Origin of the sequence: uncultured Ferrovibrio sp. (assembly GCF_937960835.1) — a bacterium.
In the GTDB taxonomy this organism is placed as follows: domain Bacteria; phylum Pseudomonadota; class Alphaproteobacteria; order Ferrovibrionales; family Ferrovibrionaceae; genus Ferrovibrio.
In genome coordinates, this window is the sequence record NZ_CALGPC010000015.1 from 1 (window position 1) to 24,765 (window position 24,765).

Consider the following 24,765-nt stretch of genomic DNA (forward strand, 5'->3'; position numbering starts at 1 on the left):
CTGCGGCTCGGGCTTGCCGAGCCAGGCCTCGCTTAAGAAACCGCCGGCCAGCGCGCCGTAGCAGAGCAGCCCGATCTTGTGCTCGCGGCAGAGATCGACCATGCCGCGCTCCGGCCGTCCATCGATCAGCGAATATTGCAACTGGATCGCGACCACCGGCACACCGGCGGCGAGGATCTCGCGCATCGTCGTCGTGTTGAAATTGGTCAAGCCGAGATAGCGAATCTTGCCGGCGCGGCGCAGATCGTCCAGCACGCCCATCGTCTCGACATAGCCGGGGATGGTGTAATTCCACCAGTGGAACTGCACGAGGTCGAGGCAATCAACGCGCAGGCGCTTCAGCGAGCGGTCGATGATGCTCTCGACATAAGTGCGGTCACAAGTGGCAAGCCGGTCGTAATCCGGCACGAATTTGGTATGGATCTCGATCTTCTTGCCGAGCTCTGGGTAGGCTGCGCGGAAATCGCCGATCAGTTCTTCCACGCCGGTGTAATGGTCGGCGCAGTCGAAGCTGGTGATGCCGGCCTCGACAAAGGCCGCCATGTCGCGGATCGCCTGGTCGCGGTCCACCTCGCCGTGGCCGCCAGCGAGATGCCAGCCGCCCTTGAGCAGCCGCGACATCGTGTAGCCGGGGGCCAGTTCGTAACGCTCTACCATGCTCTCACTCTGACTTGTCGCTGTCGCCGTTCCTCGTCAGGGGCACGGCAGTGGTTTCGGAATGACGGAATTCGCGCTTCCCCAGACGGCGGATGCGGAATTTCGCGTTGCAGTTCGGATCGGGACAGGCCACCAGCGCGTCGGTAGTCATCCAGTCATTCGGATGCGTCTCGCGCTGCTTGGCCGGCAGCAGCGGCAGCAGGGCTGCCAGGGTATAGATCGACCAGGACTGGCCCGGCGGAAAATGCAGCTGCTCGCCATGCAATTCGAAATGGTCGCCGGGCTTGGCTGCACAGAAGCAGCGGTCGCCCGGCACCCATTCGATGCGAAGGTCGTAAAGGCTGAATCTGTCGTCAGCCATCACGGATTCACGTTCAGCTCTTTGGCGATCGCCGGGATCGCGGCCTTGTATTCGTTCAGCGCCGTGGCGGCCTCCGGCGCCTTCTTGGTCGCCTCGGCCAGCCATTCGTCTGTGACAAATTGCAGCTTGCCGCGCAGCTCATCCAGCAGCTTGCCTTCCACGTTTGTCACCTTCACGCCGGTCTCGGCAAACTTTGCCAGTGCGGCAGCTTCCTTGGCTTCCCAGACGGCAGCGAAGCGCTTGACCATCGCCTCGCCCGACAGCTTGGCGATGGCGTCGCGGTCGCGCGGCTCCAATGCCTTCCACTTGGCCTCGTTCATCACCATGAACTGGCTGGAATGGGCGAAGCCGCCCGGCACGAAGCTGGCAACCGGCATATGCTGGGTCATGTTGAAGGCGATCACCGTTTCCTTCTGCTGGAACATGCCCTGGATCACGCCACGCGAGATCTGCTCATAGGCCTCGGTCAGCGGCGAGGAGATCGGCGTCATGCCCAGCGCCTTGGCGATACGCTCCACCGTCGGACCGGGGATGCGGATCTTGATGCCGTTGACCGCGTCCAGGCTGGTAAAGGCGTTGGCCTTGGTAAACAGCTGATACGGGCCGTTGGTCCACAGACCAAGCAGATGGGCGCCCTCATGCTCGTTGTACTTGGCGAAATGCTTCTGATAGGTGCGCCAGTAGGCTAGCGAGTTCACCACCGCATGATCGGTGGTAAACGGCAGTTCCGACATCTCAGTCAGCTTGAAGCGGTTCGGCGTATAGCCATGTACGCCAAACGCGACATCGGCAACGCCGTTCTTGACCAGATCGAAATGCGCCGGCGGCGCGCCCAGTGCGGGCAGCACCTGCAGCTTCACCCGGCCTTCGGTGGCCTTCTCCACATCCGCGGCCCAGGGCTGCACCATTTCCGTGACGACATGATGCGTCGGCGGCAGCCAGTTGGAAAAGCGCAGCACGGTCTGCGCCTGGGCGGCCGAGGCAACGCTGGCGACGGCCGCGACAGCGGCAAACAGGAAGGAACGGCGTAGGGTCATAACAGGCCTCTTATGGTTCACATCAGCGATGGCAGGAAAGTGGCAATGGCGGGAAAGGTGATCATTAGCGCGATGCGCAGGATGTCGGCCGCCACGAAGGCACCGATACCGCCAAAGATCGTCTTCATCGGAATATGCGGCAGCAATGTGTGCATCATGTATACGTTCATGCCGACCGGCGGTGTGATCAGCGCCACCTCAATCAGGGTGACCAGGATGACGCCGAACCAGATTGGGTCGAATCCGGCGGCCATGACGATCGGAAACACGATCGGCAGGGTGAGCAGGATCATCGACATGCTTTCCAGGAAGCAGCCGAGCACGAGATACATGACGCAGATGATCAGCATCAGGCCGAGCGGACCGATCTGCAGGTCATGAAACCAGCCGGTCAGCGCCTGGGTAAAGCCAGCGATGGTTATGAATTTGGAGAAAATCAGTGCCCCAACCAGCACGAAGAACAGCATCGTGGTGGTGGCCGCAGTATCAATCAGGATGGCGAGCAGCCGCTGCGCCGTGAGCTTGCGCCGGGCAAAGGCAATGAAGAAAGCGCCGACCGCGCCAATGCCGGCAGCCTCGGTCGGCGTGAACACACCGCCATACATCCCGCCTACCACCAGCAGGAAAAGGCCGAGAACGGGAGCAGTGCCGCGCAGCGCATGCAGGCGCTCGGCCCAGGAACTGCGCTCGCCGGCAGGACCATCCTGCGGCCACAGGGTTACGGTCAGCAGCACGGCGCCGACATAGAGCAGCGCACCGAGCAGGCCGGGCAGCACGCCAGCCATGAATAGCTTGCCGATGTCGGTCTGGGTCATGATGCCGTAGACCATTAGGGCGACGCTGGGCGGGATCATGATGCCGAGTGTCCCCGCCGACGCGATGCTGCCAGCCGCCAGGCCATCGGCATAGCCATAGCGCTTCATCGACGGGTAGGCGACCTTCGACATCGCCGCCGAGGTTGCCAAGCTGGAACCGCAGACCGCGGCAAAGGCTGCACAGGCGATTACCGTGGCGATGGCAAGGCCGCCGCGCAGATGCCCGACGAAGCGGTAGGCAGCATCATAAAGCTCGCGCGAGACATCGGCCTCGTTGATCAGATTACCCATCAGGATGAAGAGCGGGATCACCGACAGCGCATAGGAATTTACCGTGCTGAAGGTGGTCTCCGCCACCATGTAGGCGGTGGGCTCCCAGCCCAGCATCCACAGAAAGCCCGCAATGCCGGGCAACGCCATTGCCACCGCGATGGGCACCTCAAACACGATCAGGACAAGCATGACCGCGAGCGCGATAACGGCTGCGGTCATGCGAGTTCTGCTCCGGCGCCGCGCTTGCTGAACAGGGCGCAAACCGCGCTGACCACACCGCCGGCCGCGCCGAACCAAGCGACCCAGGCAAGCGGCAGATCGATGAAGGGCGCCAGATCACCGGCACGCTGGAAGGTCTGCCCCATGCGCCACAACGTGACTGCGAGATACAGGAACAGGATCGCGAGCAGCAGCTGGCGCAGCCAGCGCATCGCAACAGCCAGCCCCGCATGACGCTTGGCCAGCATGCTCAGCATGCCAGCACGGACATGCTCGTCGCGCAGGGTCACGCCCGGCAGCAGGGCGAAAACCGTGAGCGCCACCAGAACGGCGGTCAACTCATAAGCACCGGTAACCGGCCGGTTGACGCTGCGAAAGATGACATCGAAGAAAGAAACCGCAGCCATGATCAGCAACGCCAGCGCGCCAGCGAAGGCAAAGCCGCGCTCGAAGCGGCCGGCGATGGAACGCACGGTCATGGCGGTGGCTGCCCCCTTTTTTGATATGTGATCACAGTAGAGAGGCAGGCGAATTTCTGTCAAGCTGATCGGGATGCCGGGCCGCCGCCGCAGCGCAATTCCCACCCCTGCCGTTGTGTCAAGCCGCGGCGGTACACGCACGGTTGAGCGTGGCCTTTCAGACCGGGGCAATTCTCGCGACAATGCCGTCCGCCGCGCCGTGGCGCCGGTGATCCGCGATACAGTGCAGGATCGGGTCTATGCCGAACTGGGCGACGCCCTGATCTGCGGACGATTGCAGCCTGGCCAGATACTGACCATTCGCGATCTCGCCGAGGCTTTCGACACCAGCGTCATGCCGGTGCGCGAGGCGCTGCGCCGCCTGATTGCGGAAAAGGCGCTGGAAGGCCTGCCGCAGCGCTCGGTGCGGGTGCCGCCGATGACGCCTGAGCGGCTGACCGATCTGCGCCATACCCGGCTGCTGATCGAGGGCCATGCGGCAGAGCTCGCCGCGGCCCATGTCGATGCGCCGCTATTGGCCAGGCTTGCCGCCGCCGAAGCCGACTATACCGCGGCGGCGGCCGCCGGCGATGCCGACCGCGAATTGCTGTGCAATCAGCAATTCCACTTTGCCCTCTACGAAGCCTGCGGTTCGCCCAGCCTCATGGCGATTATCCGTTCTTTGTGGTTGCAATCCGGCCCTTATCTGCGCACTGCCGTGGAGCAGCATTCTAAACGGCACAAGGCCAGCCAGCGCAGCATGCGCGGCAACTTCCACAACCAGATCGTCGCAGCTTTACGCAAACGCGATGTCGCCGCGGTGCGCCGCGCCTTGGAGGCTGATCTAAGCTGGGCCTTCGACCTGCTAGCGCAGCCGTAACGGTCCCTTCTTAAGGCGTGTTTGCCGTTCCTCCGGACAATGGTGACGGCTGAGGCGCTTCTTCAGCCGGCTTGTTTTCGGCAGGTTTTGGCCTGTCTTCCGCCGGCGCCTTTTCCTGTGGCGCCTGGAAAATACGGCGTAGGAAACCAGGAGCCAGCGCCGAAAGCGGGTTGACGGTGAACTGCGGATCGTCGCGCGGACCAGACACTGCGAAATTGACACCAATGATGCCGTCGCCAACGAAAAGATCGCCCAGCACCGGAATCCGGCCGAGGATGGTATTCAGCACGAACGCCGGCACAGCAGTTCCGCTGACGCTGATATGGTCAGTCTTCTGGTTGACTGTGCCCTCAAAGGTCAGGCCGAGCTGCGGTCCCTGAAAGCGGCTCGGTTGCAAGGTCAGCACGCCATCCTTCTGCTCGAAGGGCACCTCGCCGCTTTCGAACAAAATTCCCTCGCCCGACAGCAAGCTGGACAGACCGGTGAATGAGCCGGCACCGAATAAACGCGCCAGGAACGGCGCCTTCACGGCGCGGACATTGCGGACATCCATCTTGCCGGTCAGCGGCTGGGTGCGCTGTGTATCATCGAAGCGGCCCACTATCCGCATGGTGCCGCCCTGCATGTCGGTGATGCCAAAGAAGTGCAGCAAGGCGCCGGCATTATCGGCTTGCAGGTTCAGCGCGCGGCCATCGAGCTGCGGCGCGATAGTGAGGGTCATGCCCCCGGTCGTAGCAAAGCCGCCGGTGATGCTGACATATTCCAGCCGCTCGGGCTTGCGTTCGACATTGACCTGCAGATTGCGCATCTCCAGATCCTTGCCGATCACTGCCTCGTCGAGCCGCAGATCGAGCACCAGACGCGGCTTGGGCTGGCCCGGTTCGCCACCGTCATCGAAAATATCTTCCATGAAGGGCTGCAGGTCATAGCGCTTGCCGCGCAATTCGATCTGCGCATCGCCGGCAGCGGTAAACACGATCCGTCCGCTGGCCGAGTTCGCGCCCCGGCGGAACTGCGAAATCTCAGCCGCCCAGCCGCCCCCCGGCGGCAACACCGCTTTGGCGATCAGAGCCATCTCCGGGCCGTTCAATTCGATCGTGTCGAATTGCACCGGTTGCCCCGTTTTGGTGCGGATCAGCACTCGCCCCTTTAATGCCTCGCCGGTCGGCTTGTTGAGATGCGCTTCCGCCAAATCAATGACGGCATCGGTAAGATCGAATTCGCCGCCGATGACGGTTTCGCCGCCGCGGCGTTCCTCGATTTGGATCGTGGCGTCGGCCGGACCGTCGATATAAGGCGCCAGCGGATAACCAAGCGCCTTGCGTTGCGCCTCGTCGACGCGCCCTTTTAGGCTGTAGCGCGCCGGTATAGCGACGCGCGCGTTGAATTCCTGCCGCCAGCCGATCTGCAGCGGCACGTCATTGATCGCTGCCTTGCCGCCGGCCTCCAGGCCTTTGGTGTCGACCTTCAGCTTAAGATCGCCGTTGGTGAGGTCGTAGCGGTTGAGCAGCTTCGGCATGCTCAGCCCAGCCAGGTCCGCATCCGCATCGACAATGATATCGTCGACCTGGAGGGCATTGACCAGCGGGAAGCGCAAGCGGAACTTCACAGCTGCATTGCCGCCGACGCCGGCCGGCTTGATGCCGAGCTTCGAAGGGAAGCCCAGCGGCTTCTGGTCAATCAGCGCCAGAACGTCGCGGCTGGTGCCCGTGGTCGCGCCAGTAATATCGGCTTGCTGCTCCCCTGCCTGCAGGCCAAGGATGCGCACGCGTCCGGAACCGACCTGCAAGGAGCCCACCTTGCCCGACTCGACGGTAAGATCGAGTTCGTCGGCATTCAGCGTGGCCGAGCCCTTCACTGCCACCAGCTTCTGCATCGGCGGCAGATAATCGAGCTCCAGCCCATCGAAAGCGAAATCCAGCTGGAACGCCTCGCGTGGGATCGGCACCACGCCATCCAGCATTTCATGCACCAGATCGGCGGTGAACCGGCCTGCGGTGACCTTGCCTTCGCGGATGCGGCTGGTCACCCATTCGCGCGCATTCTTGGCCATGGTAGTCGGCCAGTAAAGTTCCAGGCTATTGGTTGGCAGGTCAAAGAACTGGCCTTTCACCGCCAGGCCGTATTCGTTCTGCGGCGAGCGGGTCACCGTGCCGCCAAAGGACAGACGGAAATCGTCGGCGAATTGCAGGCTGGCCTCGGCCAGGTGCAGTTCGCCGGTCGCAGCCTCGATCAGTCCTCTGAAGCGGGCCTCGGTCAGATCAAGGGGCGCGGCCAGCAAGTCCGGCGCATCGATCTTACCGGCGCCGGCTTCCAGGTAGAAGCCGAGATCGAGCTGCTGGCCATCCTCGGTGACGGTGAGTTCGAGGCTGCCGGCCACCGGCGCACGGAGATGGGCAAGCGGCGCCAGTTCGGGGACCACATCGGCGAAATCGGACGGCTCTACCTGGTCGAATTTGAGCACCACACGGGCCGAGCGGCTCTCGGCCGAGTAATCGGCATCGACATTGACCTGCACATGCTTGCCTCGGAAATCCAGCGCACCGGAGGCGCTGGCGAAAGCATGGCCCTCGCCGCGACGCGCCACCATCTGAGCGCCGGGAACCACCCAGCGCTGGTCAAGCTTCCAATCCTCGATGATCAGCCGGTCTGCCAGGATGGAGATCGTTTCGATCTGGCCGAAACTGTCATCGGGATCGGGCGGCCGGGACAGGATGTCGAAGATGCTGGCAAACATCGTCTGGACGACGCGTTCCGGCTGATCCTCCTCCGTCGCGGCGGGCTCCGGCGGTGGGGTATCAGAAGGGGCGTCCCCCGCCTCGTCATCTGCCGGCAGGCCAAAGATGAACCGGCCCTGGCGGTCACGCACCAGACGCGCTTCAATGCCGCTGACATGCAAAAAGCGCGGCGCGACCACGCCACGCAGCAGCGATGGCCCGCTCAGTCCCATATCGATGGTCGGCACGGTGAGCGCTACGCGCTCGTCCTCAACCCGGTAGCGAACGTCGCGCAGCCGCAGGCGCAGAGCCTGTTCGCGTTCCGACCAGGCCAGCAACACATCGGCCATCTCGGCCTTGATGCCCAGCCGGGGGATGGTCAACGCTTCACTGATATAGGGGATCAGAAAATCGATGGAGACCGGGCCCTGGGCAACCCGCCAAGCCAGGAGGCCTGCGAGGAGTGCCAAGGTCACCAGCACAGCCAGTGTCAAGCGCACCAGCAACCGACTCCACCGCAGAACCACGCTACCCCCGTCATCCAATAGCCAGGGCCGCAATTGCTTGACCCTGGCGGAAGTTTAACCGAACTTGGCGACCCGCACGAGGGAAACGCCACATGACTCACAACTCTGCGCCCGGCGAGAAGGCTCCCGCCTGGAGTGATCTTCCCCTCCCCTTCGATGCGCAGGCCACCAAGCTCGGCTTCGAGGCCTGGGCAGAGGCATTGGCGGAATGCCCGGACCGCAGCCTTGCCAAGCGCCTGTCGGTGGCCGCCAGGAAAAAAGGGCCGAAGGCGCTGCTGTCCTGCTGGTTCGGCAACAGCCCCTATCTCACCCATCTGGCGCTCAACGAACTGGAGACGGTTTCCCTACTCCTTGATTATGGCCCGAATACGGCCTTTGAGCATGCGATGGAAGGGCTGCGCGCGGCGGCAAAGAAGGCCAGCGGACCCGATGAGCTGGCCATGCCGCTGCGCCGCGCCAAGCGTCAGGTGGCTTTGGCCATCGCCAGCGCCGACATCGGCGGGCTGTGGCCGCTGGATCAAGTCACGGGAAATTTAAGCGACTTCGCCGCGCTGGCGGTGGACAGCGCGATGGCAGTGCTCCTGCGCGACGCGGCGGCCCGTGGGGAACTGCAACTGCCCTCGAAAAAAGATCCCTGCAAGGGCTCGGGCTTTGTCGCGCTCGGAATGGGCAAGCTGGGCGCACGCGAGCTGAACTATTCCAGCGACATCGACCTGATCATGCTCTATGACCAGGAGGTGGTGCGGTATACTGGCCGCAAGTCGGCGCTGGAATGTTTCATTGAATTGACGCGGCAGATGGTGCGCCTGCTCAGCGACCGCACCGAGGACGGTTATGTCTTCCGCACCGATTTGCGGCTGCGGCCCGATCCGAGCTCGACGCCGGTGGTGCTGTCGATGGCGGCGGCCGAGACCTATTACGAAAGCTTCGGCCAGAACTGGGAGCGCGCTGCGATGATTAAAGCGCGCCCTGTGGGCGGTGATATCGAAGCAGGCCGCGGCTTTCTGCAGCGGCTGACGCCCTATGTGTGGCGCAAGAATCTCGACTTTGCTGCGATTGAGGATATTCATTCGATCAAGCGGCAGATTCATACCCATCGCGGCCATGCCGAGATCGCGGTGGCTGGCCACAATATCAAGGTGGGCCGCGGCGGCATCCGTGAGATCGAATTCTTCGCCCAGACGCAGCAATTGATTTCCGGCGGCCGCGACACGCGACTGCGCGTGGCGCCGACCTGCGCGGCGCTGCAGGCCCTGGTCGACACCGAGCGGCTGAGCCAAACGGTCTGCGATGAACTGAAGGAAGATTACGCCTATCTGCGCAAGGTCGAGCACCGCCTGCAGATGATCGCCGACGAGCAGACGCACACGCTCCCTGCCGACGAGCAGGGTCTGACGCATCTGGCCTGCTTCCTCGGCGAAAAGGATGCTGCAAGCTTCCGCGAACGCCTGCTGGCGGTATTGGCGCGGGTGAAGCGCCATTACGATGATCTGTTCAGCGAGGCGCCTTCGCTTGGTTCCGAGGTCGGCAACCTGGTTTTTACCGGCACCGACGACGATCCAGAAACACTGATCACGCTGAAGGAACTGGGCTTCAGCGATCCGTCTGAAATCGCAGCGATGATCCGCGGCTGGCATTTTGGCCGCTACCGCGCCATGCGCTCGGAGCGTGCGCGTGAAAAGCTGACCGCAATCATGCCTCAACTGCTGGAGGCTTTCTCGCGCACCGGCAGTCCCGACGTGGCGATTCACCGCTTCGATCATTTTCTCGCAAGTCTCCCCGCAGGTGTGCAGCTTTTCTCGCTCTTGCAGGCCAATCCGGAGGTGCTGGATACGTTGGCCGAAGTGCTGGCCGCCGCGCCGCAGCTGGCTGAGGCGCTGGCGCACAACAGCGCACTGTTCGACAGCCTGCTGGAATATGCCTCCCAGGAAGCGGTGTTTGATCGCGCGGCGCTGGCGACCAGTCTCAAGCGCCAGCTTTCGGCGGCGCGCGATTTTCAGGACGTGCTGGATTGGACCCGGCGCTGGACCTCCGAACTGAAGCTGCAGGTCGGCATCGGATTGCTGCGCGGCCGGCTGGATGGCGAAGCTGCCGGTGCCGCGCTCAGCGCCGTGGCCGATGTGGTGCTGGAGGAACTGCTCGGCCATGTTTGCGCGGAATTCGAGGTGCAGCATGGCAAAATCCGCAATTCCAAGATTGCACTGCTGGGCTTCGGACGTCTGGGCAGCCAGGAACTAACCCTGGAATCCGATCTCGATCTGGTGCTGATCTTCCAGTGCCCCGCCAATGCCGGGCAATCGAACGGGCCGCGTCCGCTGACGCCGGGCCTGTATTATGCCCGGCTTTGTCAGCGCTTCATCAATGCCATCACCGCGATGACCGGCGAAGGCCGGCTCTATGAAGTGGACATGCGGCTGCGGCCCAGCGGCAGCGCGGGACCGATCGCGATCAGCCTCGATGCCTTCGCCGAGTACCAGCGCCATGAAGCCTGGACCTGGGAGCATATGGCGCTGACGCGAGCCCGTACGATCTGCGGCACCCCTGCCTTGCTGAAGCAGGTGGAAACGGTGCGGCGCGAGGTGCTGACGCAGAAGCGCGACGATAAAAAGCTGCTGGCCAATGTCGCCAGCATGCGGCAACGCATGGCAGCCCAGCATAAGCGCGACAACATCTGGAACCTGAAGCAGCAGCGCGGCGGTATCGTCGATGTGGAATTCATCGTGCAATACCTGCTGCTGCGCCATGGAGCGGCCAAGTCGGCAATCCTGCACAGCAATCCCATCGCGGCGCTAGGCGCGATGCAGGCGGCCAAGCTGATCGACCAGGACACGGCCTCATTGCTCATTGATGCCACCAAGCTCTACGCCACGCTGCTGGCGGTCAGCCGCCTAGCGGGCAAGGAAGAAGCCGGTGATCCCGAGGCATGGCCGCCGGCGCTGCGCCGTCGCCTGCCCAAGCTGGTCGGCGCTGCCGATTTCAATGCGGTGACTGCGCAGCTCTCGGCCACCCAGCAGGCCGTGCGCGCGCTGTTCGAGAGGCTGGTGGAAAAACCGGCCGCGCCGTATCTATCGTTGGCGGATTCCCTGAACCAATCTTCAGCGACACCGGGACAGAACGATCATGGCGACCAAGACCAAGAAAGCTGAAACCGCTACTCTTCAGATCGGAGATAAGGCCCCAGCCTTCGCCTTGCCGACCGATAACGGCGGCAGGATTTCGCTGAGCGAGCTCAAGGGCAAGATCGTCGTTTTGTATTTCTATCCCAAGGACGACACGAGCGGCTGCACCAAGGAGGCGATCGACTTCTCAGCTGCGAAAGCGAAGTTCGACAAGCTAGGCGCCGTCGTAATCGGCTGCTCGCGCGACAGCGTCGCCGCCCACGACAAGTTCAAGACCAAGCATAAACTCAAGGTGATTCTCGCCTCCGACGAGTCGGGCAAGGTCACCGAGTCGTATGGAGTCTGGGTCGAAAAGAGCCTTTACGGGCGCAAATATATGGGCATCGAACGTGCGACATTTTTGATCGACCGGACGGGAAAACTCGCAGCTATCTGGCGTAAGGTGAAGGTCGCCGGTCACGTCGATGCCGTATTGAAGGCAGCTCAGGCGGTTTAGAATCAAGCGCTTGCCGCCTTTGTCCACATCCTGTGGATAACTGCTGTGACATCCGTTAAGTATGTGTTCTGTCATATTAATTCGGAAAATATGACAGATTCTTCCTTGCATTAACCAAACCAAATAGGCCCTAATCGCTGGGCATTTGTAACGGCGATTCCGAGCATCAACCGGGGGGCTGAGTGACGCGACGCGCGAGACGACAATGGCGGGAGTTGCGCGACCGCCTTTTTCCAGAGCGGCAGATCATTTTCCGCAGTCGCGGCGACGTCCGTTATGTCGCCCTGTCGACCCGCGCCCAGTTGCTGCTGGCGACTGGCGTCGTGATGTTCGCCGGCTGGGTCGGCTATGCGTCGGTCAACGTCTTCTACCGGAATGCCATGCTCGATGCCCGCGACCGGCGGATCGCCGAACTGAGCCTCGCCTACGACCGCCTCGCCCAGGATTTCGAGAAGAGCCAGGAAAATTTCGTCGTCGCCTCGCGCGATCTGGAAGAGCGCTATCGCCGCCTCTACGACATGGCGATGAAGCAGCGCGCGCCTGCCCTGTCCCAGGGCGGCACCGCCGATGCGAGCAAGCCCGCGGCAAAGGCCAAGGAGCAGCCGGCAGCGGCAGCGGCGGCGGCTGAGGCTAAACCCGAGGCAAGAGCTGCAGACGCCGCCACGGCCACGGCCTCGCCCTCCCCTGCTCCCGCTCCCGATACGGCTATAGCCGCAGCGCCCGCCAATACCAGCGACAGCCGCACCGAGCTCGCCGCGATCGAAGATCTCGAAGGCATGCTGCGGGAATCGAAGGCGAAGCCGCCGGTTCCCGCGGTGAAGCCACGCGATATCGAAACCCGCCTGCTGGCGGTGCGTGGCCGCCAGCGCGAACTGCTCGATGAACTCACCCAGCGGACCGAAGCCAGTGTCGCTTCACTGGAAAAGGCGCTGAGCCGTACCGGCCTCGACATCTCCGGCATGTTGGCCCGCGCCGCCGAAGCCCGAGCCGATGTCGGCGTCGGCGGTCCGCTGCGAAGCCTGTCCGATGGGACCGGTGTCGCCGTCGCGTCGGTCAGCAACGATGCGATCGACCATGAGATGACCAACCTGGAAGGTCAGCTGGGACGCTGGGGGGAGTTGCTCGCCTTGGCGCAGCGTCTGCCCTTGGCTCATCCAATGACGAGCGAATACGAGATTTCCAGCAAATTCGGCCGCCGACTTGATCCTTTCACCAAGCAATGGGCCTTTCATGCGGGCATCGACTTCATCGGCCCCTACCGCGCTCCGGTTACGGCGACCGCACCCGGTGTAGTAGTTTTTGCAGGCCGCAAAGGCCCGTATGGTCGCGCTGTCGAGATCGATCATGGCCTTGGCGTAAAAACGCGGTATGCTCATCTGAGCTCGATCAGCGTACAGACCGGCGACACTGTCGCCTTCGGTCGGCAGCTTGGCACCATGGGCTCGACCGGGCGCAGCACCGGTCAGCATCTGCATTATGAAATTCTTCTCGACGACGAGCAGGTCGATCCGGGCAAATTCATCGAGGCTGGCTACCATGTTTTCAAGCAGCAAGAAAACCAATCCAACGCCCGCCGTTAAGCAGGCTCCGCCATCGATCCTCTCCTCCGGTCTGACCGTGAACGGGGATCTCGTCAGCGATGGCGAGGTGCAGATCGATTGTGTGGTCAATGGCGACGTCACCGCCGGCAAGCTGGCCATCGGCGAGAATGCCCGCGTGATCGGCGAGGTGGTGGCCGAGCAGGTACTGATCCGCGGCGAGGTGATCGGCCGCATCCGCGCCAAATCGGTCGAGCTCGACAAGAGCGCCAAAGTGCGCGGCGATATCTGGCATGAACTGCTGTCGATTGCCGCCGGCGCCAAGATCGAAGGCCTGTGCAAGTTCGCCGAAAATCCGCGTGAAACCGTGCCGGGCAAGCTGAGCGTCGTGCCCGCTGAGCCGGTGGATCTGGCTGAGAAAGCCGTCAAGGCGCTAAAAAATGGCAGCGATAATACGCTGCCGCTGACGGCGTCCGTCGCAACCAGCTAATTGCCGAACGCGAACCGTCCCCTTGGAGGAATCTGATCGCCGCCGCGATCGTGCGGGTCGCTGGGCATGAAGGTATGCCCGACATCGAGGATCAAGTATTCTTGGCTTGCGGCAGCAGCGCGCAATCCAGTTCCGCCGTGCCGTCGCGCTCTCCTGCCGCACCGTAGAACCGGTTGATCCAGGCGGCAATGACGCCGATCTCCGCATCGGGACAGCCGATGGAATTCAGCCAGGCCGCATCCCGGGAGAAGTCATTGGCAAGCCTTCCAACCAATCGCGGCGTCAGTGCAGATAGCGCTGTCCAGCCGGCGCGAGACCACCTTTGCGCCGCGGTGTGGCACCTCCAGCAACACGATGCGGCGAAGCGGGAACGGGACTAGCTGACAGAGGCCCGCCCGCAGAATTTGTCCGCCAAGCGAATGGCTGATGAAATGCGTGCCTTGCTCATCGCGAAGGGATTCACATAGCTGGCGAAAGTACCCGGCCAGATCCTCGAAGCCATAACGCCGGCTGGGATAGCCTCACAGTTCACCACATCATGGCCTGCGGCCCACAAAGCCTTCGCCAACCGCGCCATGCTGAGAGTTGCGCGCGACAGCCCATGCAGCAAGACGACGGGTTGGCGGCTATGAGTGGCTCTCCTACGCCGCCTTCTCGCCGCCGCCAACGCGGGCGGCCAGTTGCGCGGCCATGAACTGGTCGAGATCGCCATCCAGCACGCCCTGCGTGTCGCTGGTCTCCAGCTCCGTGCGCAGATCCTTCACCATCTGATACGGATGCAGCACATAGGAGCGGATTTGATGCCCCCAGCCGATATCGCTCTTGGCGTCGAACATCGCCTGCTTTTCGGCTTCGCGCTTCTGCAATTCCTGCTCGTAGAGGCGCGCCTTCAGCATCTTCATTGCCTCGTCGCGGTTGCGATGCTGGCTCTTATTGGTCTGGCAGGCGACCACGATGCCGGTCGGGATATGCGTGATACGGACGGCCGAGTCCGTCTTGTTGACGTGCTGGCCGCCTGCACCCGAAGCACGATAGGTATCGATGCGCAGATCCTTGTCCAGGATTTCGATCTCGATGGTGTCATCCACCACCGGATAGGCGCCGACCGAGGCAAAGCTGGTATGCCGCCGCGCATTGGAATCGAAGGGAGAGATGCGCACCAGGCGATGCACGCCGCTTTCATTCTTCAGCCAGCCATAGGCATTCGGACCGCTGACCTTGATGGTGGCGGATTTGATGCCGGCCTCTTCGCCTTCGCTCTCTTCGATGAACTCGACCTTGTAGCCCTTGCGCTCGGCCCAGCGCACATACATGCGCAGAAGCATTGATGCCCAATCCTGGCTTTCGGTGCCGCCGGCGCCAGCATGCACTTCGAGGAAGCTGTCATTGGCATCGGCTTCGCCCGACAGCAGGCTTTCCAGCCGCGCCTTGGCAACTTCATCCCGCAACTGCTCGATGGCCTGTTCGGCTTCCGCGACGATGCCGCTATCGCCCTCGGCCTCGCCGAGCTCGATCAGCTCGATATTGTCGGCCAGCGCCTGCTCAAGGCGGCGCTGGGTGCTGATCTGCCGGTCCAGCCGGTTGCGTTCGCGCATTACCGCCTGGGCATCGGCCGGATTGTTCCAAAGTGTGCTGTCTTCCGCTTTCGCGTTCAGTTCTTCGAGGCGTTTGACCGAGTTATCCCAGTCAAAGAGACCTCCTCAGCAGTTCAAGCGACTGCTGGATTTCATCGGCCATGGCCTTGATTTCGGCTCGCATAGCAAACCCTTAAACTTCGATGTCGTGTTGCGGCCGGACCATACGGATTCCGGCCTGTTTCGTCAAATAATCCCGTTATCCCCGCGCCTGTCTGACCAGCTGGCGCATCGAATCGAGCGAAATGGCGCCCGGAATCAGCATGTCGCCGATCACAAAGCCTGGCGTTCCCTGCACACCGAGCTTTTGCGCCAGCGCCAAATTGGCCCGTAAAACCTGCTCCACCTTGGGGTTCGCCATGTCGGCCTTCAGCTTCCTGGTATCCAGCCCCGCCGCGCCGGCCATGCGGAAGACCTCGGTCTCGGAAAGCTGGCCGCGAAAGCCCATCATCGCATTGTGGAAGGCGAAATACTTCGCGCCCTTTTCCTGCTCCAGCGCCGCGATGGCCGCGCGCGATGCCACCACGCTGTCCGGCCCCAGCACCGGAAGTTCCTTCAGCACCAGCCGGATCTTGCCGTCTTCCTTCAACAGCGTCTGCAGGGATGGATGCACCTGCTTGCAGTAGCCGCAGCGGTAATCGAAGAACTCGACGATGGTCACGTCGCCTTTCGGATTGCCGGCTACATAGGAATGGCCATCCTCGAAAATCTCTTTCCTGTTCGCGGCGATAGCGGCGCGGGAGGCATTTTCCTGCGCTTCCTGCTGCTTGATCTCCAGGGCATTCATCGCCTCGACGAGAATTTCCGGATTGTTGACGAGAATCTCGCGAACCAGCCCCTGAAGGGCCGCCTTCTGCTCCGGCGTGAAGGGCTGCTGCTGGGCCGCAGCCGGCAGGGCGGCGAGCACTGCAAGCACAGGGAGGAAGGAACGTAAATAACGAAAGAACGACATGGGATATCCTCTATGGAACGGCCGCACTATGCCTGCCCTGCGGCAAATCCGGCAAGCCACGAGAGCGTGAAGAGTATGCAAAGGTTGTCGTGTAACGATCACCGGCGCTGCTGTTGCTGCTTGCGGCGCTCGTCTTTAGCGAAGGTGATGATGTCCTGCGCCCGCAGCCAGCCTGGGCTGCCCTCCTTCATGATATGAGCCGCACGCTCGGCCTGCCCCTGCGCATCGCGCAGGGCGCCGATTACCAGATAGCGCTCGGCGGAAGCCAGCGACGCCATACCGATATCGCCTTTGCGACCATAGGCAGTGGCAAGCTGCTGCCAGGCCGCGCTGTTATCGGGTTCGCGCAAGGTGACGGTCTTGAGAATGTCGATGGCTTCGTCCAAGCGGCTGTCGTCTTCCATGGCCACCAGCCGCTGTCCGACGCCAAAAGCGATCAGCGGCTCGTTTGGGGCCAGGCGATAGGCCTCGTTGATCGGCGGCAGCGATTCCGCCACACGGCCCATATTGAGCAGGATATCTGCCTTCAATTCATGGAAATAAGGATCGTTCGGGTATTGCTGGATCAATCCATCGGTCTCGCGCAATGCGCGGGGGAAATCCAGTGCGCGGTAATAGGCGAAAGCGCGGGCATAGCGGCCATAAAGGCTGGTATCGGTTTCCGGATACTTCCGCAAGGTGGCAGCCAGGCCTTCAAGATAGCCGACCAGCTTGGCCTGCATGCGTTTGAAGCGGTCGATGTTGTCCGGCGTATCCTTGGCGTTGCGCGACAGCGACCGCGAGAGACGCGATTCCAGCGCCGCCACGCGTTCCGGGGTCATCGGGTGGGTGCGGGCGTAAGGGTCCTGACGCGGCGCGGCGAGCAGGTCCTGATTGCCGATGATGCGCAAAAACTCGATCAGGCCGGAGATGGACTGGCCGCTCTGTTCCAGATAGGTCGCGCCGGCCTGGTCTGCAGCCGATTCCTGCGCACGGGTGAAAGCCAGAAAGCTGCGCTCGGCCACCTGCTGGCCGCCCAGTACGGCGGCGGCGGCGGCATCGCCCGACCCGGCAACGGCGGCAGCGGCGCCAAACAGCATCGACAGGATCATGAAAGTGCTGGCGTTATCGATGGCGTCGCCCATCCGGGCCAGATGGCCGCCGGCGATATGGGCGATTTCGTGCGCCAGCACGCCGATCACCTGGGCTGGCCGCTCGGACCGCATCAAAAGGCCGGTATTGACGAAAATCCGCTGCCCGCCCGCCACAAAGGCATTCAGGGTCCGGTCGTTGACCAAATGCACGGAAATGGCGTCATTCGACAGGCCGGCGGCGGCGAAGAGTGGCGCGGCGTAAACGCGAATGGTATTTTCAATTTCGGCGTCGCGCACCAGAGAGGCACCGCGGCGCTGGGCCTCGGCTGCGGTCGGTAGAATCGCGCTGACGGTCGCCATTAGGACGGCACAGCCGATAGCGAGAGACTTGCGGATGACGGACCAGCGTACGGCCATGGTGGAGTTTTGTCCTAACAGACTGGCCCAGTTTGACCAGTCCGTCTTAGGTAAGCTCGCCTCCCGTGCGCGTCAATGTATCCTGCCCGTTCTAATTGCGGCATCGGTCGCGGCCTGCTCGAAAGACGGTGGTTTTCAATCGCCTGCGGGCCCCGGCCAGATCGATTATCTGAAAGGGTTCATCGGCGGCGTCGCTGCGGACGAGCCGCGTGCGGCGCTGGTGGCCCGCGACATTCTGTCCGCCGGCGGCTCGGCGGCTGACGCAGTTGCTGCGGCTGCCCTCACCTATTCGGTGACCTATCCAAATGCCAGCGCCCTGGGCGCAGGCGGCTTCTGCGTGGTCGGCGATGCGCCGCGCAAACGCGCCGAGACGATCGAATTTCCTGCCTTGCCGGCTCAGGCCGGCGGTTCCATCGCCATCCCTGGCATGGTGCGCGGACTGGGCCTGCTGCAAGGCCGCTATGGCCGCGTCCGCTGGGAAGCTGTCGTCGCTCCCGCTGAACAGATCGCCCGCTTCGGCGACGGCGCCAGCCGCGCCTTCCTGCGCGCGGTGCAGGAAGCACAGCCGCCTGTCAGCGCCGATCCGGCTCTTGCCAGCGTCCTTGGCGGCCGCAACGGCATTCCTGCGGAAGGTGAGCGCCGCATGCAGCCGCAACTGGCAACCACGCTCGCGCGTCTGCGCAGTGCCGGCCCGGCCGATTTCTATCAGGGCAGCCTCGCGCAGACTGTGCTGTCGGATATCACGGCTGCAGGCGGCCGTATCACGGCGGACGAACTGCGCAGTTACGCGGCCAGCATCGGCAAGCCCATTGCGGTGCCGTTCGAAAACAGTATCGACATTCACACCTCGTCCAATGCCAGTGGCGGCGCCATTGCCGCCTGGCTGATCGAGCAAACCTATGACGGCGGCACGCTGATCGGTTCGGCGAAGATGCAGCCGGAGAAATTTGTCGCCAATCTCGGTCAGGCCTATCGCGGCGTAAATGGCGCGCCGGCGCAGGGTTATGGCTCTGCCAGCATCGCCGCCATCGACCGATACGGCCTGTCTGTCGCCTGCGCATTCAGCATGGGCAGCTCCTTCGGCGCTCGCCTTGCCGGCCGCGAGTCCGGCATCCTGTTTGCCGCGCCTCCGGGCGGCCCGGGCGACGAGACCCCCTACATGGTGGCCTTGGTCGGCATCAATCCGCGCGTGAACCAGAGCTTCTTCGCAGCCGGTGCCAGCGGCGGCCCGGCCAGCGCCGCGGCCCTTGCTCAAAGCGTGCTGGAAGCTGGCCTCGGCAAAGACCAGGTAGACAGCGCGGCCATTGCCTTGGCGCAGCCACGCTTCTTCCAGGGCGGCCTGCAGGCACCGGTACTGCACGAGCCGGGTGTCAAACAGAGTGTGCTGGCAAACCTGCAAAAGAATGGCGCGACGCTGACGCAAAGCAGCGCAATCGGCCGCGTCAATCTCGCCTATTGCAGCGACGGCCTGCCCCGCTCTCCCGCCACCTGCAGCTTTGCGGCCGACCGGCGCGGCTTCGGCCTTGCCACGGGTCAGCAATTCTAAATCGAAGTTTCAGCTCTTTCGTCGAAGATCAGTTGGATTCAATCATGCAACTCTCTAAGCGCGGCGCCATCGACCCCTTCTATGTGATGGAAGTGATGAAGGCCGCCGCCGAACGCGAAGCCGCAGGCGGCGACGTCATCCACATGGAAGTGGGCCAGCCGTCCACGCCCGCGCCACGCAAGGCGATTGAAGCCGCCGTGGCAGCGGCCCAGCGCGAGCCGCTGGGCTACACGCTGGCGCTCGGCATCCCGGAGTTGCGCGGCGCGATCTCCAGGCATTATCGCGACTATTACGGCCTGAGCGTTCCGGCGGAGCGCATTATCGTCACCACCGGCTCCTCCACCGGCTTTCAGCTTGCATTCCTTGCCGCCTTCGATGCGGGCGACAAAGTCGCGCTCGGCGAACCGGCCTATCCGGCCTATCGCAATATCCTGAAAGCGCTGGATCTCGAACCGGCGATGATCGTCACCGAGCTCGATACCCGTTTCCATCCGACGCCGGAAGCAATCAACGCGCAGGCGCCCGACGCCAGGGGCGTGCTGGTGGCCAGCCCCGCCAACCCGACCGGCACGATGCTGTCGGAAGCGGCGATGAAGGCACTGGTCGACGATTGCGCGGCGAAGAAGCGCTGGCTGATCGTCGACGAAATTTATCACGGCATCACCTATCACGGCCGCGCGCAATCGGTGCTGTCGCATACCGATCAGGCCATTGTGATCAACAGCTTCTCGAAATACTTCTCGATGACCGGCTGGCGGCTTGGCTGGATGGTCGTGCCCGAGATGATGGTCCGCCAGATCGAGCGGCTGACGCAGAATTTCTACATCTCCGCACCCGGCATCAGCCAGGTAGCCGGCGTGGCCGCCTTGTCGGCTTACGACGAGCTGGAGGCCAATGTCGCGCGCTATGCCAAGAACCGTGAGATATTGCTGAACGAGCTGCCGCGCGCTGGCTTCGATCAACTGGCGCCGGCCGATGGCGCCTTCTACATTTATGCCGATATCAGCCGCTTCACCAACGATGCGTCGGATTTCTGCAAGCGCATGCTGCTGGAAACCGGCATCGCGGCGACGCCAGGCTTCGACTTCGACCGCAATCGCGGCCACTATTTCATGCGCTTCTCCTTCGCCGGTGCCACCGACCGCATGGTCGAAGCGGCGAAACGGCTGAAGGACTGGACGAAGTAGTAAGCGGCCTCCGGGCCACTACAGCTAGCCACCTGTCGGCTCATCCCGGTTCAGCAAGGCAACGAATTCGCCTTCGAAATGCCCGGCGACGACATCGTCGCAGGCGATGACGGAGCGCGCCACGATGCGCGCCCGGCCTCTGCGTTGCAGCATCCTGCAGAAGACCGGCCAGCGCGCCTCGTCGGCCAGCGACGCAGTGGCCGTGAATGACGACGTCACCGGCTGGTCATAATCCATGCGGTTCGACTGGATCACCAGTCGCGCGTGAAGACCTTCCGCCTTGAGGCGCAGATCCACCAGTGACCAGGCCGAGAGGATCGCCACCGCTGATAAGCTGCCGCCAAATGCCGTGCTGCGGTGATTGATATTGGGCACCAGCGGGGCGCTGAGCATGACGGCATCCGTCGATGCAGCAACGACCGCCACCTGCATGGCGGCCGACAGCGGAATGTGGGTGTGCAGGTAGGATTCGAGGTCCCGCACGGGAGCCGCAGGGTTACGCCGCAGCGGTGAGCGACTTGGACATATGCACCAGCTCGCGCCCTTCATGCTGCTCGATGCCGATTTCGACATAGCCGAGATATGCATAGAGCTGACGGTTCTCGATGAATAGCGCGTTGGTGTAAAGCCGCATCTCATGCAGGCCGCGCTCTCGCGCCTGCTGCTCGGCGAAGTCTATCAGGCGGCGCCCCAGCCCGATGCCTTGCTGCGTCGGATCGACGGCAACGCTCCAGATCAGCAGATGATCCTCAGCGGCCCGTAGCACCAGCGCACCGGCCAGCACATCCTCGGCACCGTCAACCACCCAGACCTCGTAATTCTGCAACAGGTCCTTGGCCTCTTCGGCCATCGGCTGCGGTTCCGTGCCGATGCGCGGGACGTATTTGACATAGGCCCGCTTCTGCAAGGCGCCGAGTTGAGCCTCGTCCTTGAGGGTGGCCCGGCGGATAGGAGCCTCTCTCACCGGCGCCACCAGCCCTTCTTCGGCGCCGGCGGTTCGGCCGGCTTCTCAGTCTCGCCATCGGGACGGATCACGACAGTCTCGAAAACCGGACCGGTTGTAATCTGCTCAGCCGCTGGCGGCACGGGCGAAGGTGCGGCAGGCGGTACCGGCGTTTCGGCCGGCGCGGTTTCCGGCAGCACGACATCGTCGGTCACCACCGGCGGCGGCGGCTCGACATGCACGCTCACAGCCGCGGCAGCCGGGCTCTCCTGAGGCTTGCTGGCTTGCGGCTCGCTGTCCTGAGAAGCGCTGTCCTGAGAAGTGCTGTCCTGCGGCTTGGTCGCGGGCGCTGCGTCTTCCTCATCGAATTCATAAGCCGGCACGCCGTCCAGCATGGCGCCGATGGCTGCTGGCGTCATCATCCCGCTGCGGTCATCGTCCTGGCGTTCGCTGTCCAGCGGCTCGCTGGCTGCGCGTTCGCCCTCGCCTTCGCCACGGCGGCGGCGGCGGCCGCCACGGCGGCCACGGCGGCGGCGGCGGCCTTCACCCTCGCCTTCGCCCTGTTCACCATTCTGCGCCTCGGCGGCTTCGCCTGCCTCGTCATCGCTGGCTTCGGCATCGGCGCCTGCCTCGTCGGCTTCGCCGGCGCTGTCATCGCCTTCCTCGGCGCTCGCAGCTTCCGTTTCACCGCGGGCGGTATCGTCACGACGGCCGCGGCGGCGGCGACGGCGACGGCGACGGCGACCTTCGCCGGCACCATCCTCTTCGCCCTCAGCGGTGTCTTGCGCCTGAGCCTCGTCGGCCTCGGTCTCGCCGGCATCCTCATCGGTTTCCGCCGCGTAGGCGGTCTCCTGGGTAATCGGCCGCTGCCCGTCATTTTTGGACGCAAGCTCGGGGCGGTTCACTTCACCAGGCTGGCGGGTCTTGCTGCGCTCGATCCGGTAATCCGGCGGCACCAAGCTGGCATCGGCGGCGATGATCACGCGCATCACATAGCGCCGCTCGATATCGCTGATCCGCTCGCGCTTGTGGTTGAGCAGATAGATCGCCACCTCGGCAGAGACGGACACCGTGATCTCGCTGGAGCGGTCGCGAATGCCCTCCTCCTCGATGGCGCGCAGCACCTGCAAGGCAGTGGATTCGATGGAACGGACATAGCCGCGGCCCTGACAATGCGGGCAGGGCATGGTCGAGCTTTCGATCAGGCTCGGCCGCAGTCGCTGGCGCGACATTTCCAGAAGGCCGAACGCGGATATGCGGCCGACTTGGATGCGCGCGCGGTCGTTGCGCAGGCATTCCTTCAGCCGCTGCTCGACCTTGCGGATATTGCGGTTCTCCTCCATGTCGATGAAGTCGATCACCACAAGGCCGGCGAGATCGCGCAGGCGCAGCTGACGGGCGATTTCCTCAGCCGCCTCCAGATTGGTCTTGTAAGCCGTCTCCTCGATATTGTGCTCGCGCGTCGACTTGCCGGAGTTGACGTCGATGGAGACCAGCGCTTCGGTCGGATTGATGACGATGTAGCCGCCCGACTTGAGCTGCACGGTTGGCGAGAACATGCCATCAAGCTGCTGTTCAACTTGATAGCGATGGAACAACGGGATCTTGTCCTGATACAGCTTCACGCGATCGGCGTGAGACGGCATCAGCATCTGCATGAAGTCCTTGGCGAAGCGATAGCCCTGCTCGCCTTCCACCAAGACTTCGTCGATCTGATCGGAATAGAGATCACGGATCGAGCGCTTGATCAGCCCGGCTTCTTCATAAATCAGGCAGGGTGCCTGCGATTCCAGCGTCAGCTCGCGGATATTGTCCCAGGTGCGCAACAGGAATTCGAAATCGCGCTTGATCTCTTGCTTCGAGCGCTCCATCCCGGCGGTGCGCACGATCACGCCCATGCCTTCCGGTATATCCAGCTCGGCCGTGATCGCCTTCAGTCGCTTGCGGTCGGCCTGGGACTGGATTTTGCGTGAAATGCCGCCGCCGCGCGCAGTGTTCGGCATTAGCACGCAATAGCGGCCCGCCAGCGACAGATAGGTCGTCAGCGCAGCGCCTTTGTTGCCGCGTTCTTCCTTCACCACCTGCACCAGCATGATCTGTCGGCGCTTGATCACTTCCTGAATCTTGTAGCGGCGGAACGCATTGGCGCGGCGGCGGCGACGGCCTTCGTCATGGTCGTCACTCTTGCCGTTATCCTCGCCCTTGCCGTCCGCCTCAGCGGCGCCTTCAGCCGAAGCCTCGCCATGCTCATCCGCAGCCCCTTCGGCAGCGGCATCCTCGGCATCGACGTTCGCTTCGCCGTTCTCTTCCGGCTCAACTTCCGCCGCGATCGCGGGCGCAGACGCGGCGCTGGCAGGCACATTCCAGTAAGCAGGAGCAGCTACCGATTCAGACTGTTCAGCCTCCTGCGCGGCATCCTGCGTCTCGGCTGCATCTGCCACGGCAACATCGCCGCGCTCCTGCTCACCGGTACTGTCGGCATCCGTGCTACTATTGTCGCCAGCATCATCAGTGTCGGTCTCGTCGCTGGCATCATCACCGGCGTCATCACTGGCCAAAGCCGGGGCGTCAGGCGTGATTTCCTCGACGGTGTCGTAATCGCTATCGAGTGTCTCGATGCCACCGCTCTCACCGCTGCCCTCTTCCGCGCCATCGGCGTCGACATCACCATCGTCACCCCGCTCGGCCTTCGCCGCACGTGCAGCCTCACGGGCCTCCTGCTCGGCCAGTTCGGCTTCTTCGGCTTCGGCGGCACGCGCCTCTTCCTCAGCCTGCTGCGCCAGCAGAGCTTCACGGTCGGCGATGGGGATCTGGTAGTAGTCGGGATGGATTTCGCTGAAGGCCAGGAAGCCATGGCGGTTGCCGCCGTATTCAACGAAGGCCGCCTGGAGCGACGGCTCCACGCGGGTCACCCGCGCCAGATAAATGTTACCTTTGAGGACTTGTTTGGTAGAGGTCTCGTAATCGAACTCTTCGAGGCGGGTTCCTTTGACGACAACCACCCGAGTTTCCTCAAGGTGGGTTGCGTCGATCAGCATACGCATGCCCATACGGCATATTCCTGCGGCGCGGCGCCGCCCGCGCGAATAACAAACGGCGGCGCGCCTTGGTTTTCGAAGCAGGCGGCGGACAGACCGGCCCGGGGCGGCAAGCCGCAACGGTAGTGGTCCGAAAGGCCGGTCAGGGGCGCTGCCGGCGGGTCTCACCCTGCTCAACAAGCGCGCCGCGCTGGCGGCCAACCGCGCGCCACCATCGTGCCAGGCCAAAAAGCTTAAAGGGCCGGTCGACGGGCGCTTCGGAGGTTCACTCCAAATCCGTGCTGTCTTGAGCGCAGCGACCAAGGCCTACTGCCCAGGCCGCCTCCTTTTCGGGCAAGCATCTGGATTATGCAGGTTGGCTCAAAGCCGATGCGCCGATCCCCCCGAC

20 protein-coding genes are annotated in these 24,765 nt (G+C 63.2%); 7 read left to right on the forward strand and 13 right to left on the reverse strand.

The genetic code is table 11. From position 1 onward, the window contains the following. The 5 genes from Q0603_RS14100 to Q0603_RS14120 all read right to left on the reverse strand — a co-directional run. Positions 1-657 (reverse strand): aldo/keto reductase (locus tag Q0603_RS14100; RefSeq protein WP_298726745.1); only part of this gene is annotated, 657 nt, incomplete at its 3' end. Positions 658-661: 4 nt separating this feature from the next. After that, positions 662-1,018, reverse strand: a complete 357-nt coding sequence (locus Q0603_RS14105; protein ID WP_298726747.1) for a TIGR04076 family protein — start codon at positions 1,016-1,018, stop codon at positions 662-664. Further along, on the reverse strand, positions 1,018-2,055 hold the full coding sequence (locus tag Q0603_RS14110) for a TRAP transporter substrate-binding protein (protein WP_298726749.1): 1,038 nt from the start codon (positions 2,053-2,055) through the stop codon (positions 1,018-1,020). Before Q0603_RS14110 ends, Q0603_RS14105 begins: the two co-directional genes overlap by 1 nt. 17 nt (positions 2,056-2,072) lie before the next feature. Then, complete coding sequence (locus tag Q0603_RS14115; RefSeq protein ID WP_298726751.1) at positions 2,073-3,362, reverse strand: TRAP transporter large permease; 1,290 nt, start codon at positions 3,360-3,362, stop codon at positions 2,073-2,075. Further along, positions 3,359-3,841: a TRAP transporter small permease subunit gene (locus Q0603_RS14120; protein ID WP_298726753.1), complete on the reverse strand. Its 483-nt coding sequence runs from the start codon at positions 3,839-3,841 to the stop codon at positions 3,359-3,361. The genes Q0603_RS14115 and Q0603_RS14120 overlap by 4 nt, the downstream gene beginning before the upstream one ends. 208 nt (positions 3,842-4,049) lie before the next feature. On the opposite strand from Q0603_RS14120, the gene Q0603_RS14125 reads away from it, so the two are divergent. Beyond that, on the forward strand, positions 4,050-4,700 hold the full coding sequence (locus Q0603_RS14125; protein WP_298726755.1) for a GntR family transcriptional regulator: 651 nt from the start codon (positions 4,050-4,052) through the stop codon (positions 4,698-4,700). A 10-nt stretch (positions 4,701-4,710) separates the two neighbouring features. Here Q0603_RS14125 and Q0603_RS14130 read toward each other — a convergent pair whose 3' ends face one another. Then, a complete protein-coding gene (locus Q0603_RS14130) occupies positions 4,711-7,917 on the reverse strand; it encodes an AsmA-like C-terminal domain-containing protein (RefSeq protein WP_298726757.1) in 3,207 nt (1,068 codons plus the stop codon). 119 nt (positions 7,918-8,036) lie between these two features. On the opposite strand from Q0603_RS14130, the gene Q0603_RS14135 reads away from it, so the two are divergent. From Q0603_RS14135 to Q0603_RS14150, 4 genes are all read left to right on the forward strand, one after another. Further along, positions 8,037-11,090 carry a bifunctional [glutamine synthetase] adenylyltransferase/[glutamine synthetase]-adenylyl-L-tyrosine phosphorylase gene (locus Q0603_RS14135; RefSeq protein ID WP_298726759.1) on the forward strand — a complete coding sequence of 1,018 codons (3,054 nt, stop codon included), beginning with the start codon at positions 8,037-8,039 and terminating at the stop codon, positions 11,088-11,090. Then, positions 11,065-11,559, forward strand: coding sequence for a peroxiredoxin (locus Q0603_RS14140; protein WP_298726761.1), 495 nt, complete (start codon positions 11,065-11,067; stop codon positions 11,557-11,559). The genes Q0603_RS14135 and Q0603_RS14140 overlap by 26 nt, the downstream gene beginning before the upstream one ends. A 182-nt stretch (positions 11,560-11,741) precedes the next feature. Next, positions 11,742-13,139 carry a M23 family metallopeptidase gene (locus Q0603_RS14145; RefSeq protein WP_298726763.1) on the forward strand — a complete coding sequence of 466 codons (1,398 nt, stop codon included), beginning with the start codon at positions 11,742-11,744 and terminating at the stop codon, positions 13,137-13,139. Then, positions 13,096-13,587, forward strand: coding sequence for a polymer-forming cytoskeletal protein (locus tag Q0603_RS14150; protein ID WP_298726765.1), 492 nt, complete (start codon positions 13,096-13,098; stop codon positions 13,585-13,587). Before Q0603_RS14145 ends, Q0603_RS14150 begins: the two co-directional genes overlap by 44 nt. Positions 13,588-13,678: 91 nt before the next feature. On the opposite strand, the gene Q0603_RS14155 is transcribed toward Q0603_RS14150, so the two are convergent. From Q0603_RS14155 to Q0603_RS14170, 4 genes are all read right to left on the reverse strand, one after another. Then, the gene (locus Q0603_RS14155) at positions 13,679-13,861 is read right to left on the reverse strand and encodes a hypothetical protein (protein ID WP_298726767.1); all 183 of its coding nucleotides are present in this window, start codon (positions 13,859-13,861) and stop codon (positions 13,679-13,681) included. 367 nt (positions 13,862-14,228) lie between these two features. Continuing rightward, a protein-coding gene (gene prfB / locus Q0603_RS14160) for a peptide chain release factor 2 (RefSeq protein ID WP_298726769.1) occupies positions 14,229-15,345 on the reverse strand; the annotation gives its coding sequence in 2 pieces (ribosomal slippage) (positions 14,229-15,275 and positions 15,277-15,345; 1,116 coding nt in all). A 75-nt stretch (positions 15,346-15,420) separates the two neighbouring features. Next, on the reverse strand, positions 15,421-16,173 hold the full coding sequence (locus tag Q0603_RS14165) for a DsbA family protein (protein ID WP_298726771.1): 753 nt from the start codon (positions 16,171-16,173) through the stop codon (positions 15,421-15,423). 98 nt (positions 16,174-16,271) lie between these two features. Beyond that, the gene (locus tag Q0603_RS14170) at positions 16,272-17,663 is read right to left on the reverse strand and encodes a M48 family metalloprotease (RefSeq protein WP_298726773.1); all 1,392 of its coding nucleotides are present in this window, start codon (positions 17,661-17,663) and stop codon (positions 16,272-16,274) included. On the opposite strand from Q0603_RS14170, the gene Q0603_RS14175 reads away from it, so the two are divergent. After that, positions 17,641-19,209 carry a gamma-glutamyltransferase gene (locus Q0603_RS14175; RefSeq protein ID WP_298726775.1) on the forward strand — a complete coding sequence of 523 codons (1,569 nt, stop codon included), beginning with the start codon at positions 17,641-17,643 and terminating at the stop codon, positions 19,207-19,209. The two genes, Q0603_RS14170 and Q0603_RS14175, sit on opposite strands and share 23 nt — an antisense overlap. A 44-nt stretch (positions 19,210-19,253) precedes the next feature. Continuing rightward, positions 19,254-20,396: an aminotransferase class I/II-fold pyridoxal phosphate-dependent enzyme gene (locus Q0603_RS14180; RefSeq protein WP_298726777.1), complete on the forward strand. Its 1,143-nt coding sequence runs from the start codon at positions 19,254-19,256 to the stop codon at positions 20,394-20,396. Positions 20,397-20,420: 24 nt separating this feature from the next. On the opposite strand, the gene Q0603_RS14185 is transcribed toward Q0603_RS14180, so the two are convergent. Genes Q0603_RS14185 through Q0603_RS14195 form a run of 3 tightly spaced genes read right to left on the reverse strand, consistent with a single transcriptional unit; the run spans position 20,421 to position 24,389 of the window. Further along, positions 20,421-20,879: a YiiD C-terminal domain-containing protein gene (locus Q0603_RS14185; protein WP_298726779.1), complete on the reverse strand. Its 459-nt coding sequence runs from the start codon at positions 20,877-20,879 to the stop codon at positions 20,421-20,423. A gap of 13 nt (positions 20,880-20,892) precedes the next feature. Beyond that, positions 20,893-21,360, reverse strand: coding sequence for a GNAT family N-acetyltransferase (locus Q0603_RS14190; RefSeq protein WP_298726781.1), 468 nt, complete (start codon positions 21,358-21,360; stop codon positions 20,893-20,895). Continuing rightward, positions 21,357-24,389, reverse strand: coding sequence for a ribonuclease E/G (locus Q0603_RS14195; RefSeq protein WP_298726784.1), 3,033 nt, complete (start codon positions 24,387-24,389; stop codon positions 21,357-21,359). The genes Q0603_RS14190 and Q0603_RS14195 overlap by 4 nt, the downstream gene beginning before the upstream one ends. Positions 24,390-24,765 lie beyond the last annotated feature (376 nt).